Annotated in this window: 12 protein-coding genes; 6 read left to right on the top strand and 6 right to left on the bottom strand. The window is 44.5% G+C overall.

What is annotated here, in order from left to right; genetic code table 11:
• Positions 1-255: 255 nt before the first annotated feature.
• Both VXP95_RS11165 and VXP95_RS11160 read right to left on the bottom strand, forming a co-directional pair.
• Positions 256-1,797 carry a hypothetical protein gene (locus tag VXP95_RS11165; RefSeq protein ID WP_416712038.1) on the bottom strand — a complete coding sequence of 514 codons (1,542 nt, stop codon included), beginning with the start codon at positions 1,795-1,797 and terminating at the stop codon, positions 256-258.
• A gap of 220 nt (positions 1,798-2,017) precedes the next feature.
• Entirely contained in the window at positions 2,018-2,635 is a 618-nt protein-coding gene (locus VXP95_RS11160; protein ID WP_064095679.1) for a rhomboid family intramembrane serine protease, read from the bottom strand.
• A gap of 158 nt (positions 2,636-2,793) precedes the next feature.
• Here VXP95_RS11160 and nfuA point away from each other — a divergent pair, with 158 nt between their 5' ends.
• Complete coding sequence (gene nfuA / locus VXP95_RS11155) at positions 2,794-3,432, top strand: Fe-S biogenesis protein NfuA (RefSeq protein WP_044111637.1); 639 nt, start codon at positions 2,794-2,796, stop codon at positions 3,430-3,432.
• Between the two features lie 194 nt (positions 3,433-3,626).
• Positions 3,627-5,690: a TonB-dependent receptor domain-containing protein gene (locus tag VXP95_RS11150; RefSeq protein ID WP_416712037.1), complete on the top strand. Its 2,064-nt coding sequence runs from the start codon at positions 3,627-3,629 to the stop codon at positions 5,688-5,690.
• A gap of 44 nt (positions 5,691-5,734) precedes the next feature.
• On the opposite strand, the gene VXP95_RS11145 is transcribed toward VXP95_RS11150, so the two are convergent.
• Positions 5,735-6,736, bottom strand: a complete 1,002-nt coding sequence (locus tag VXP95_RS11145) for a hypothetical protein (protein WP_416712036.1) — start codon at positions 6,734-6,736, stop codon at positions 5,735-5,737.
• Positions 6,737-6,750: 14 nt separating this feature from the next.
• Complete coding sequence (locus tag VXP95_RS11140) at positions 6,751-7,788, bottom strand: alpha/beta fold hydrolase (RefSeq protein WP_416705171.1); 1,038 nt, start codon at positions 7,786-7,788, stop codon at positions 6,751-6,753.
• A 312-nt stretch (positions 7,789-8,100) separates the two neighbouring features.
• On the opposite strand from VXP95_RS11140, the gene VXP95_RS11135 reads away from it, so the two are divergent.
• Complete coding sequence (locus tag VXP95_RS11135; RefSeq protein ID WP_064095675.1) at positions 8,101-8,715, top strand: carbonic anhydrase; 615 nt, start codon at positions 8,101-8,103, stop codon at positions 8,713-8,715.
• A 35-nt stretch (positions 8,716-8,750) separates the two neighbouring features.
• Here VXP95_RS11135 and VXP95_RS11130 read toward each other — a convergent pair whose 3' ends face one another.
• Positions 8,751-9,380, bottom strand: a complete 630-nt coding sequence (locus VXP95_RS11130; RefSeq protein ID WP_416712035.1) for an arylesterase — start codon at positions 9,378-9,380, stop codon at positions 8,751-8,753.
• 11 nt (positions 9,381-9,391) lie between these two features.
• Between VXP95_RS11130 and VXP95_RS11125 the strand changes: the two genes are divergently transcribed.
• A complete protein-coding gene (locus VXP95_RS11125) occupies positions 9,392-10,117 on the top strand; it encodes an ABC transporter ATP-binding protein (protein WP_191730437.1) in 726 nt (241 codons plus the stop codon).
• Between the two features lies 1 nt (position 10,118).
• Positions 10,119-12,608 (top strand): ABC transporter permease, encoded by a 2,490-nt coding sequence (locus tag VXP95_RS11120; protein ID WP_416712034.1) that lies wholly within the window; start codon positions 10,119-10,121, stop codon positions 12,606-12,608.
• A gap of 34 nt (positions 12,609-12,642) precedes the next feature.
• On the opposite strand, the gene VXP95_RS11115 is transcribed toward VXP95_RS11120, so the two are convergent.
• Positions 12,643-13,461, bottom strand: coding sequence for a rhomboid family intramembrane serine protease (locus VXP95_RS11115; protein WP_416679855.1), 819 nt, complete (start codon positions 13,459-13,461; stop codon positions 12,643-12,645).
• 77 nt (positions 13,462-13,538) lie between these two features.
• Here VXP95_RS11115 and mtgA point away from each other — a divergent pair, with 77 nt between their 5' ends.
• Entirely contained in the window at positions 13,539-14,213 is a 675-nt protein-coding gene (gene mtgA / locus VXP95_RS11110) for a monofunctional biosynthetic peptidoglycan transglycosylase (protein WP_064095671.1), read from the top strand.
• The last annotated feature ends 31 nt before the right edge of the window (positions 14,214-14,244 follow it).

Raw genomic sequence — 14,244 nt, 5'->3', positions numbered from 1 at the left:
GTGCTTGACTTGGAAATGTCCATATAGGACATTTCTATTTGGTTATTAGGTAGGACATTTCTACTTGGGAATAACATTGACGCTAAATCTTGCTCTTTTACCTCATGGAAAAGTAGCTTGGAGGCAGATATCTAACAGTTACTAAAATTTATGATGGATACTCCCTCTCCCTTGGGGAGAGGGTTGGGGTGAGGGGCAGAATTTTAAATAAAAAGAATATCGACTCTAGGAAAAGGGTAAAGTGAAGGAAATAAATTACTTCTTCAACTTGCTCAATAATCCTTTTGGCAATTTCTCCGTCGCAAAACCAAACAGCGCAGCAAAAGGCAGTGCGGTACGCGCCAGATAAGCGACTCGCCACAAACCACCATGATTCGCACCATGCATCATTAACTCAAGCGGATGGTTCAGTTCCACTTCAGGATTGGCCACTGATTCCGGATTGCGAAGGTCATGAATCCATAATGCTGCCATCAATGCATTGGTAGTTTCAGGTGCGAAAGCTTCCACATCAAACAGGCTGGCGCCATTGAATGCGGCTTTTAATAGCGGATTTTTGGTAACAGAATGAGTGGTCGTAGAAGGTGCAATATTAATGCTGACCCGTTGACCTTGAGCACGCGCCAAGGTTGCACGCCATTGCTGAATACGTTTTGCCAGCGCATAGTTTGGACCTTGTTCAACCACCAGACAGTCACAAATGCCATATGCCTGATCGCCAGACTGAATCAGCTCATGACTATTTTTCTGGAAAAAGTGTTTACGGCTTAATGTCGCAACACTTTTAGAAATCAGGGTCTGTGCCTTGGAACGTTCTGCATATTTTTCTTTTGAGGCTTCGATCACTTCAGCTGGAACGGCATACACATCAGTCGGCGTACACATATACATCAGGCTGGTATTGGCTTTTTGCTGGCTAACATAGTGCATGATAGCATCCATCGCCACGGAAACACGGACATGCTTTTCACCATCCAGATAGGCAATTGCAGCCAGATCCAGATCCTGCTCAAACTGTAATAGCCATTTGGCAATTTCAGGAATCTGGGTGAGCAAATTTGCGCCCAGTTTTTCTTTTAAGATGTTCGGTGAAGTATCGGCAGGCAGGTCTTCAGTACAAGGTGCATACAGGGTGGCATTGCCTTGGCTGACGGTATCGATAATCTTGCCCCAGACCCGGCTATTCGGTAAATCAATCGCCACAATATTGGCTTTCCATTTTGCCAGCCAGGTCAAGGGCCCCGCTTCAGATGCGGCACCAAACAGCACTGTGGTCCGATCTGACAGGTCAAACCATTCAGGATGCACGGCACATTCACGTAGGGCATTGGCATGGCTGATTTCCATGATGCCTTGAGTTTCCCAGCGTTCAATCTGCTCCAGTAAGGCATCACCTTGCAGCTTTTGCCCCTGGTAGGGCACATACCATTCTGGTGCTGATTTACTATGACCTGTCAGCTTGAAGGTATGTAACTGACCCGTGGGCAGGGAGAAGACCTCCTGCAGTAAATGCTTTTGACCGTCACGATAAAACTCAAACGTCTGATGGGCCTGTGCCAATCCATCCTCTGCAATTTTCAGGCTGGCTTCAGGAGAGCTCAGACCCTGCTCGACCAGCTGCTTAAAATGTACGGTGTAGAGTTTGCGCCAGTTTTTTTCTGATTGTGCCTGTGCAGAACTGTGAGGGGCGACATTGGCTAGCGCTGCCGCGATAATTGCGCGCCCTGCTTTCGAGCTACTGGGTTTTTGTTGTGGAGACTGAAAAGGAAATTGGAGACCGTCTGGTGTAATGGACATGCAAAATATCTCGATAATGACAGTGATTAATATACAGATGTATACATTATCGCTGCAAAAATCACTTCAAGATTGGCATTAAGTGACATCATGGCTTTCTAATATATTACGAGATGTTTCAACTGATCCAGAGAGCCGCAGCTCTCTTGTCGATTTTTATTGAAAAACTCAGGCCCAACTTACAGGTAGTCTATTCCGTCTCAGGATTTAAAAATCCGCGTTAAAACGGAATCTGCATCAGTTTATTCAGGAAGTGCGGAATCAGGCGTGGCTCCAGAATAATCGTCATGATCACACCATAGGCTGCTCCCCATAAGTGCGCACTGTGATTAATATTGCTATTGCCTTTTTTGCCTGACCAGATGCTATAGGCCACATACAGCACAGCAAAAATAATTGCAGGAACTGGAATGAAGAATACAAAAATCAGTTTCCATGGTTCAAACAGAATATAGGCAAATAGCACAGCCGACACTGCACCGGAAGCGCCTAGACTGGCCCAGCGCGCATCATTTTTATGCTTCAGGTAACTTGGCAAAATCGCAGCAACCAGAGCGCCCAGATAGAACAGGATGAAACCCAGGTCGTACAGATATTGACGATAAAAGCTTTCAATTACACTGCCAAAAAAGAACAGAGTAATCATATTGAACAGCAGATGGGTTCCATCCGCATGAATAAACCCGTGCGTAATAAAACGGTCATATTGTCCACGTTGCAGTGCCGGAGGCCAGAAAATCAGCCGGTTCATTACCGTCTCTTTGGAGAAAGCAATAAATGACACAATACAGGTGATCAGAATAATGGTAACAGTATGATTAAAAGGTAAATCAAGCATATAAATGATTCTAATGGTGCCTATTTGCTAATTATCATGCCATTAAAATTGAGCTAAAGTTGTACTTTTATAATAAATCCGACAATTTTAGTTGATTTTTAAAAATTACCCCGCATCTTCAGTTAAAATGGTCACTTGAGCTTGAGGAAATTATTGTTATGTCGACTGAGAACAGCAGCACTCCAGTTGTTGGTGAAATTCCCAACTTATTGATTACACCAACAGCACAAGAGTATTTAAAGGATTTACTGGATAAACAGAACACCCCGGGTATTGGTGTGCGTGTTTTTGTAGAGCATCCGGGTACTCCTCGCGCTGAATGTTGCATGGCCTATAGTGCACCTGATGAAGTTGTACCGACAGATTATAAGCAGGAATATCCTGATTTCCCTGCTTTTATCGACTCGCCATCTATTCCGTATTTACTTGATGCCGTAATTGACTACAACAAAGACCGTTTTGGTGGTCAGTTGACCTTCCGTGCGCCGAACTCTAAAGTGCCACGCGTGGGGCCAGATGCATCAGTAGAAGAGCGCATTACCTATGTCTTGCAGTCTGAAATTAACCCGGGTCTGGCAGGCCATGGCGGTAACTGTGCACTGGTTGAAGTCAAAGAAGATCCTGAAAAAGGTTTAACCGCTGTACTTAAATTTGGTGGTGGTTGCCAGGGTTGTTCAGCGATTGATATCACCTTGAAACAGGGCGTAGAAACAACACTAAAACAGCATATTCCTGAATTGATGAATGTCGTTGATGAAACGGATCATAGTCAATCTGAAGGTGCGTATATGAAATAAGCTGTTCTATATAACAGTTCATTTATAGCATTTAAAAAAAACCTCGAACTTTCGAGGTTTTTTTATATCTGGCTTAAAATTTAGTGAATATTAGTGATAATAATTATCAATAGCAATTGCATTTAAATGGAAAGCTGTTACACTTCGCAACCGAATAAACATGATCTCTTCATAAATATTGGGGCGCGCAAGGTATGAATAAGCGATTCTTAAAAACCACTTTGGCATTTGCTGTAACTTCAGTCATGACGGGTAATGCATTTGCAGTCGAAGTTGTTGTTCCACAAGCGGAAGCGACTAAACTGCAAACGATTGTGGTGACCGCAACAGGTTATGAGCAAGATTTGGCTAAAGCACCTGCTTCCATTACCGTGATTGATCGTGAAGAATTGGATAAACGTGAATATAATGACATTACTGATGTGCTGCGTAATACGCCTGGGGTCGTGGTTTCGGGTGCAGGTTCTGCACAGACCATCAGTATTCGAGGCATGAGTTCAAACTACACCTTGTTTCTGGTCGATGGTAAGCGTCAATATGGCAAGGATGTGAACCCGAACGGGGATGATGGCGGTTTTGAGAAAAATATTCTGCCACCGCTTGCCGCCATCGAACGTATTGAAATTATTCGTGGTCCAGCTTCTACACTGTATGGTACGGATGCCATGGGCGGGGTAGTCAATATCATTACCAAAAAAGTGTCTGATGAATGGTCTGGTCATGTCGAATTAGGAACCACAATTCAGGACAGTAGCCGTTCAGGTGATATTAAAAATGCTTCTGTATATCTTGCCGGTCCTTTAATTGCAGACAAGCTGGGCGTGCAGCTGTCAGTCAATAAGCAGGAACGTAATGAAGACCGTTATGTGGGCGGTTTTCGTGGCACAGAACGTGAAAGCTTAAATTCACGTCTGAGCTATGCCATTAATGATGATCATGATGTGCAGGTTGAAGCCAATTTTGTGCAGCAGGAATCCACGACTTCAGTCGGTAAAACGGTAGCAGCCATTCAAGGCGCTGCAGATTCGTTCTCGCGTAATTACCGTAATGTTTATTCAGTAACCCATAATGGGCGTTATAGCGATAACTTGGACAGTTCATCTTATATCCAGTATGAAAACTCAAAAAATCCGGATCGTGGCAATACGGAACTCGGCACCAAAGGGATTACCCTAGATACCTGGACAGCGAACAGTCAATGGAACTGGGCCTTAGGTGATCACATGCTGTCATTCGGTGGATATCTTAAAGATGAAAAACTGGTCGATAAAGCCACTAACCGGAATCCTAATGCACCTGAATTTAGTGAGTTAACACGATGGTCTGCTGCTGCATTCCTTGAAGATACCTGGAGCATGACAGATCGTTTCGATTTAACCGCCGGCCTGCGTTATGACCATGATGAAAACTATGGTGGCCATTTATCGCCACGACTGTATGGGGTGTACGCGGTAAATGATAACTTTGTAGTAAAAGGTGGTGTGGCCACAGGTTATAAACAGCCTGATATTCGTGCAGCCACAGAAGGGTTCTATAGCGTCACGGGTGGTGGCGGTTCACCCTTGCCAACAGGCCGTGGCATTATTCGTGCCAATCCGGACTTGAAACCTGAATCAAGTGTATCGACTGAATTAGGTTTTAACTGGAAAAATGATTATATCAATACATCGCTGACTGGCTTTATCACTAAATATAAAGACCGGATTACGGAAGTTCGTGCCTGCGAAACCGATACTGATGGCACCACAACAAACCGTAATAACTGGCAGAATTGGAAATGTTTCGAAGGGGATATTCCATTCTATTTTATTAGTGAACGGATTAATGTAGATGAAGCGGAAATTCGTGGTGTAGAAGCAACGGTAGAAGCCAGTCTGAATGATTACACGACATTGACTGCAAACTATACCTATACCGATTCAGAGTTTAAATCGGGTGCTTTTAAAGGCCAGCCACTGAACCAGATGCCAGAACACATGTTTAATATTGGTGTCGATTATGAGCTAAACGATGCATTAAATGTATGGAGCCGCTTGCACCACCGTTCTGAAACCTCTGCATACCTGAGCCGTACTTCTATGGCTCAGCCAAATCCAGGCTACCAATTTGTAGATGTCGGCTTTAACTATAAATTCAGTCCGAATTTGACCGGTAAATTTGGCGTCTATAACCTACTGGATGAAAAAGCTGAAGATATTGATGGGGATCAATTATTGGATGGCCGCCGTTACGGTATCAGCCTGAATGCAAAATTCTAAGCACACAAGAAAATAAAAAAGCCGCTATAAAGCGGCTTTTTTATTTAAATTTTAAGGATTTTTAAAGTATCTTCATGATAATAAAATTGTTCCAGACATTTTCGTGCGCGTTCACGTAAATGGCCTTGAGAAACCATCTGCTGGATTACCGGGCTGAGCAGTTGCTGCAATTCATTCTGAATGAGAGCTTCATCAATATTCAGATCACGTAATAACTGATCAAAAGTATGTTCCTGATTGCGGACATACCAGGTATGAATTCCGTCATGTAACTGCTGCTGCAGATAGTCCGTCCGGCGTATGTGATCCCAGATGTCATGACCTAAGCCGACCGTCTGATTCAGGTCCTGTAGCTCAATATACTTCTTCAAGATAGATACAGGCATGACCTTGATTTTATGCCAGAGATTGGCCTGAAAATGATAGAGTTTTTCATCGTCAAAATGCTGGTTCAGCACATGCTCACTCATCTGGCTGAGCTTCAGAATGTTCTTTTGCAGATAACGCGCAATGGTGCTATCGAGGTTGGTGTCGGTGACATTTTCCAGTACAGATTTACCCATTTTCATAAAGCGGGAAACCCCGGGCACGCTTTTGGCAATCATGGAGTTATCTAGATAATCCTGAATGGAGTGCTGGATCAATTGCGTAATCATGGCTGAAAATGCCGGATTATTGACTACGGTTTTAATCAGACGCTGACGATGACCACTTTTGCTGGCCACATACTGGGCGATTTTATCGACGGTCAGTACTGGAATCAGATCGGCAATCGTGGTGGTGTCATTGGCCGGATGCACCAGTGCAAAACGGATATGCTCGGCAATCTGTTCAATCAGAAAGCTACTGGTAGCTGTATCCAGAATCTGTTTCTGTAAAAGCTGATTGATTGCTTCACAGCTCCACAGCTCTTTTAGTGTCTGTTTACGCAACCACAAATAAAATGCATGAAACTCGCTTTGAATCGTTTCAGATTGAGAAAATGCCTGATCGAGAAAATCAAGTTGAGCATCGATCAACTGCTCAATCATCGGGTGTTTCTGCATAGCATCTCTGAAACTTAATATAAAGGAATGAGTTTATCAGCAAGCGGGTTTTTTAGGGTCTGTGTCTTGGCCAGAAAAGGCAAATAATGTTGTGCGACCTGTTTTTCTGCTTCCAGAATTGGCATATGCCCGACATTATTCAAAATCACCGGTTTTTCGGCACGTTTCAGCAGGGCATGCAGTTCTTTGACCACCTCAACATTAATGATCCGATCCTGTTTGCCCCATAAAATCAAGGTGGGTGCTTCAACTGTACGGGTCAGACGGGCAAAGGTTTCCGGCGTATAAATCCGGTTTAGCATCACCACCTGATCAATCGATTTGCTGGTTTGTTCAGCGCGTGAAATCAGCAGTTTTTCCTGTGCATGCCGCAACTGATAAGGAATTACTGGCGGGTTCTGCATCAGCTCTTTGGATACATCCTGCAGATCGCCGGGTTTGCTGACGATCAGATCTTTTAAGGCTTGTGGGTCTTTGGTGTAGGGAGTATTCCCCATTTTGTAAAGACCAGCACTATTAATAAGAAATAGACTCTGAGTATCGAAAGGATATTGTGAAGCATACACCGTAGCAATCGATCCACCCAGAGAGTGGCCGGCAATGTGTAAATTTTCGTCCACATTTAAGGTTTCAAGGAGCAAACGCAGTTGAGAGGTAACATTGGGCACAGAAACATCAAAATCGTCTGGTACTTTGGTATCGCCATTGCTCGGCAAGTCAGGAATGATGACATGATAATAAGGTGTCAGAAACTGGGCCACCCGATTCCAGTTGTCACGGGTGCCGGCCAGACCATGAATCAGTAGAATTGACGGTTTGTTCTTGGACCCGCCTTCGCTATAGCTCCAGGTCACCTCTCCAATTTTGAGGGTCTTGGACTTGAGTCCGGCAAGGCTACGTTCCTGCAATAGATGTTGCTGCAATACTTGGGCAGACTTTTCACTTTTCTGGCCAAACAGATTTTGACCATGGGTCAGGCCTGGTAATGCCATGCTTAAGGCAACCAGGGTTGAACAGATCATTTTCGAGCGCAATCTTATTATTTTCTTCATTGGCTATTCCCCAAAATAAACCCACTAAGCAAAATGCTCAAAATACTTCCGTGTTATCGATTTGCAATTTATAGATGAATCAAATCGTAATCTTTCAACTTATTTTAAAACATTCCTTAATATTGTACATCTGTTAATGAATAGTCTGGGCAGAAAAATCCTGAATGAAATGTGATGAATTTCACAGAAAAATACACAGAACAAGAAATCATCAAAAAGCTAAAAAATTTAAACGGGTAATTTTTTTGCAAGTGACATTCAAAAAATCTAGCAGTAAGATATTCCCACTAAAAACATCGATGGTAAAAAAGAATGCTCACAGCTCAGGAAGCTATAGATCGTCTTAAAAAGGGTAACCAGCGCTTTGTCAATGGTGAAACGCAGCATTTAAAATTATTATCGCATCAGCAACGCGCTGAAATGGCAGAAAGTCAGGAACCATTTGCTATTGTTTTAGGATGTTCGGATTCGCGTGTCCCGGCAGAAATGGTATTTGATCAGGGGCTGGGTGATCTGTTTGTGATTCGGGTAGCAGGCAATATTGTGGCACCCTCTCAAGTCGGCAGTGTTGAGTTCGCTGCAGACAGCTTTGGCTGTCCAGTAGTTATTGTATTAGGTCATACGCATTGTGGCGCAATTCATTCTACAATTGAAGCTTTGACCAATCCGGCAACACCGCCATCTGCAAATTTGATGTCGATTGTGAACCGGGTACGTCCATCAGTTGAAATTCTGATGCAAACTGAATTAAAAGATGATTTGGACAAACTGTCCATACATGCTATTCGATCGAATGTATTTGCTTCAGTGAACCAGCTTCGTCATGGTTCAGCCGTACTGGAAAATCTGATTGCCAAAGGTAAATTACTGGTCGTGGGAGCAGAATATTCACTTGAAACAGGTGAAGTTACATTCTTTGATTTCTAAGTCAGATTTTAAGATTTGAATCCATTAAAGGCGCTTTATAAAGCGCCTTTAATGTATGGATAAGCATTGTTTAACAGGATGGTTTGTGCTTTAGCATTCGGATGAACCAAATCTTTTTGCATCAGGGTTTTGTTGCCGGCCACACCCTCCAGGAAGAAAGGCAATAATTTCACCTTATATTGCTGACTGACCACTTTATAATTATTTTCAAAGGCCTTGCTATATGCCTGACCGTAGTTAGGCGGCATTTTCATACCAAATATAATAACCTTGGCTTTGGCTTTCTGGCTCTGCTGAATCAGGCTGGCTAAATTTTTTTGAATCATTTGTGGCGGTTGTCCACGCAAGCCATCATTGCCACCTAACTCAATCACCACAAGGTCTGGACGATGTGTTTGTAGTAATTTTGGTAGTCTGGCCAGCGCTCCGCTGGTGGTTTCGCCACTGACACTTGCATTGACCACTTTATGCTGTTTCGGATACTGTTGCTCTAAACGCTTTTGTAACAAATTTACCCAGCCTTGCTGAGGCTGGATACCATATCCTGCACTTAAACTATCACCTAAAATCATAATCGTCTTTGCTGAAACTCCAAGAGGTAACAGGCACAGACTGAGCAAAAACAAGTAAGGCAATAGCCGGGTTTTCTGATTAAGATTTTTCATATAGGACACGTATGATTCAAAGCAGCAACGATTCGACCATCATGCCACAGGCTATTATTTCTGCCCAGAAATTGACACAAAAGATACAACTTTCACAAAAACAGCTCACCATTTTTGAGAATCTTGACCTAGAAATTCGGGCTGGGGAACAGGTAGCGATTACGGGTCGTTCCGGTTCCGGAAAATCCACATTACTGGGTATTCTGGCAACACTGGATCAGGCCAGTTCAGGTCAGCTTATGGTCTGTGGTGAATTGGTGTCAAGTCTGGATGAAGAACAGCGTGCACTGGTGCGTTTGAAAAATATCGGCTTTGTATTTCAGTCTTTTCAGCTGTTGCCACATCTGACTGCACTTGAAAATGTGATGCTGCCCCTGCGCCTGCAACCCGATTTTAAATATGCAGAAGCCGAGCAAAAAGCCTTGGCACTACTGCATAAAGTAGGGCTGGATCGACAGGCGCAGCAAACCCCGAAAGTGCTGTCGGGGGGAGAGCAGCAGCGTGTGGCGATCGCCCGGGCACTGGTCAGTGAACCAAAAATCATTTTTGCCGATGAACCCACGGGTAACCTCGATGGCGAAACTGCCAAAGAAATTGAACAACTGCTATTTCAACTAAATCGGGAACTGGGAACGACCTTGGTGCTGGTGACGCATGACCGCAAACTGGCACAGCAGTGCCAGCGGCATTTTGAGCTGTTGAATGGCGAGCTGATTGAACATCCGAGTGGGGGATGAAATGAATCCATTATTTCGTCCTTTACTGACACAAAGCTTTAAAACGACCGGGATTTATCTGCTGATTATTGCCTTAACACTGGCGATCAGTGCGACCACTGCGCTTAAATTTAGCAATGAGCAGATTCAAAATGCAGTCGCCTTGCAGGCAGCAGAAATGCTGGCTGCCGATCTGGTACTTTCAGACAATGAACCTTTGCCTGAGCAGTGGCGTGATCAGGCCAGACAGCTGGACCTGAAGCAGTCAGAAGTTATTGTGTTTAGCAGCATGGCCTATACTGATGCAGAGTTTGTCATGGTCAATGTCAAAGCGATTGATCAGGCTTTTCCTTTGCGTGGTGAGCTGCGGGTGCAACCGGCCAAACGTTCAATTCAATCTGGTGAAATCTGGCTCAGTCAACGGGCCATGGATCTACTCAAGGTCAAACTGGGCGATCAGCTCCATATTGCTGATGCTGCGTTTAAAGTTACTGCAAAGATTGAACAGGACTCCAATCAGGAACTTGGATTTTCCGGCTTTTCGCCAACGGTGATTATTTCCCAAGCAGATGTAGCAAGAACCAATGCTATTCAGATGGGGAGCCGAATCGAATATCGCCTTCTCATGGCGGGCCGTCCGGACGATACCCAACAATTTGAAGCCTTATTCAAGCAGCACAAGTCAGCAAACGACACCTCAGAAACGCCAGCAGAAGTACAGGGGCAGGAGTTTGAGGAGCAAAGCAGTCTCAAGTTGCGCAATGCCAGTGAGGGTAATACCCGTTTGATGAAGCCAATCGCCAATCTGGATACATTCCTGCAACTGGCGAATATTCTGACCATTTTATTATGCGGTATTGCCATAGCCTTAACCGCACAGCGTTATGTGCAGCAGAATCAGGATCATATTGCCTTGATGCGTTGTATCGGTGCCACCAAGCAGCAGATTCTGTCAGCTTATCTGGCTTTACTCGGGATAGTGCTGCTGATTGCCATGCTGATCGGTACTGTGCTCGGGATCGGTCTGGGTTATGGATTGTTACAGTTAATGTTGCAGCTGATTCCAAATTTGCAGATTGAATTTTCTGCCATTGCAATGTTGCTTGGACCATTGCCGGTCGCGATGCTGACCAGTGCGGTGGTGCTGCTCGGTTTTGTGATGCCTAGCTTATTGCAACTGCTAAATACGCCACCTATCCGGGTGATTCGCCAGCAGGAAAAATCAGTACAGTCTATGCTGTGGATGCTGCTGACCGGAACGCTCAGCCTGATTATTTTTAGTGTGATTTTGACTGAAAACCTGCTGCTGACCGCCTGGGTGATTGGCGCGATTATTGTGTTATGTGTGGTGCTGTATGTGACGGTCTGGGTGGTGTTAAAGCTGCTGCGGAATATGAAGCTAAATCTATCATCGTATGTCAGAACACCTTCACAGACTGCCTTGCAGATTACGGCGTTAGCTTTGGGTCTAAGCCTGATTACGGTACTGGCAGTATTACGTACTGATCTGCTAGATCGTTGGCAGCAACAGTTGCCGGAAGGTACACCGAACCAGTTCGTTTACGGTTTACCGCCTTTTGAGATGCCAGCCCTGAAAGCTCAACTGGAGCAGAATGGCTGGAAAAGCACGCCCCTCTATCCGAATATTCGTGGGCGTCTGGTCGCCAAAAATGATCAGCCTTTTGCCGATGAACTGCTTAAAAGCAGCAATACCTTAAAGCGTGAGCTGAATCTGACCCAGTCAAACCGCTATCCTCAGGATAATGTCATTGTTCAAGGTAAGGCAGAATTAAAACAGCCGGGTGAAGTTTCAGTCGAGGCCAATACGGCCGAAGAATTAGGCATTAAGATAGGAGATAAACTCAGTTTCAGTCTGCCTGAAGGCATACTGGAAGCTAAAGTCGTTAATCTAAGAACCGTCGAGTGGGAAAGTTTTAGTCCGAACTTTTTCTTTATTTTTGCCCCGAATAGCATGGATGCCAATGCAGGCAGTTATCTGGGCAGTTTTTATGTGCCGGAGGCAGATAAAGGCAAACTGGTGTCGGTAATCCAGCAATTTTCCAACACGGTTTTTATTGATGTCAGCCTGATTCTGGAAGAGATCAAACGCCTGGTGAATGTACTGGTGCAAATCGTGACGATTCTGGCGGTACTGGTCAGTATTTCCGGTTTTCTGGTGCTGATGGCCTGTTTGAACCTGTTAATGGATGAACGCAAACGTGAAGTGGCTTTGCTACGTTCATTTGGTAGTTCCAAGCAGAAACTGAAGACCATGATGAGTCTGGAAATTGGTTTTATCGGGCTGTTTGCCGGAATTGTTTCCTGCCTGTTTGCCGAAGTCATCAGTGCAATTGCCAGCTATAAAATGGATTTGATGATTCAGCCGCATTGGGAAATCTGGATTATCCTGCCGATTTTTATGACCGTTTTATGTATGTTAATTGGCCGTTATCGTCTAAGTTATCTGTCGGATATTCCACCTTTACAAAGCTTGCGCGAGATGAATCAGTAAGATTCATCTCTTGGGCTTTTAAAATGGTTTTGATTTAAAGTTGTAACTGCTGCTGCATGAGTTCCAGTATTTCTTGCCAGAGTGGACGAATGGGTTCAAGCAAGACTAGGTTATATTGATAAAGCAGGACACATAGGCCAAAACCGATACACAAGGCTATCAGATTGAACAGGTGGCTACGCTGCATTTTTTGACCCATATACCATAACAGGGTGAGCAAAGCACCCATCAGCATGCCGCCTATATGGGCGGCATTGTTGATTCCACTGATCATAAAGCCCAGTGCCAGGTTTAGACCCAGAACCATTACCAGGGTTTTTTTATCCAGAATAAAGCGTTGCTGGGGTAGCATCGGCAATAAGGCCAACACCGTGAGAGAAGCTCCAAGTCCCATCACAGCACCAGATGCCCCGGCACTGACTGCAGGCAATAAATCTGGATTGGCGACACCACCTTCAATCAGGCTATAGCTGTTTTGAATATTTATATAACCACTGAGCAGACTACCCATCAGACCAGCGCAGAGATATAAGCCGATAAAATACAGCCGGCCAAAAAGCTGTTCGGCCACACTACCAAAAATATACAAGGCCCACATATTCAACATCAGATGAATCAGGCCAAAATGAAAAAACATGCTGCTAAACAAGCGCATGGGTTCCGCTATATAAGTTAAAGGTGCATAATCTGCACCCCAGAGAATAGCATCTCGGGTACTCGGTTGGGTCACGTCCATGCCATGCATGACTTGCCAAACAAATAATCCCACATTGATCCCGATTAAAATGGCGGTAATCCACCAGAGATGCATTTCAAGTTTGCGATGTGCGACAGGGGGAGAGTATTCAGACATGCTATTTTTTTGCTGTGATTGTATATTTCGAATAAGCTTAACACGAAAAATTAAATTTTCAGGAGTAACGCACTGACATGAAAGCCTTTCTGATCCGCACGATGCTCGTCATCGTCAGTGTGATCCTGCTGGTTCAATTGTGGATCTTTGCCAGTCTGGCCTGGTGGCGCACCCATCCGGTAAACACCACCATGATGATGCGGATCGATTACTGGTCAGAACCTTCCAAACCGATTCAGCATCAGTGGAGGCCCTACGACGAGATCAGCCTGAATCTGAAACGTGCAATTGTCACTGCGGAAGATGGAAAATTTATTCATCACCATGGTTTTGACTGGGAGGGCATTCAACAGGCGCTGAATAAAAACCGAGATCAAGGCCGAGTCGTTGCAGGAGGTTCCACCATTTCCCAGCAACTGGCGAAAAACCTGTTCCTCGTCAATAAGCGCTCTTTTGTACGTAAAGGACAAGAAGCTGTCGCCACCTGGATGATGGAACGCATGTGGTCCAAACAGAGAATTTTGGAAGTGTATATGAACTCGATCGAGTTCGGGGACAACATCTATGGAGTGGAAGCCGCGGCCAAACATTATTTTGGTAAAACCGCGCAAAGCCTGACCCAGGATCAGGCCATCTTTCTGGCTGCCATTCTCACCAATCCGAAATATTTTCAGGATCATCGTAACTCGTCTGCTTTAAATGCACGTAAGCGGATGATTAAGCGTTATATGCGTTATGCAGAATTACCTTAAGATATTATTTAGAGAGAAAGCCCAATTATTT

Origin of the sequence: Acinetobacter sp. 226 (assembly GCF_048147925.1) — a bacterium.
Classification (GTDB): domain Bacteria; phylum Pseudomonadota; class Gammaproteobacteria; order Pseudomonadales; family Moraxellaceae; genus Acinetobacter; species Acinetobacter pecorum.
The sequence above is the reverse complement of the archived record's forward strand: the minus strand, read 5'-3'. Positions and strand labels throughout refer to the sequence as shown.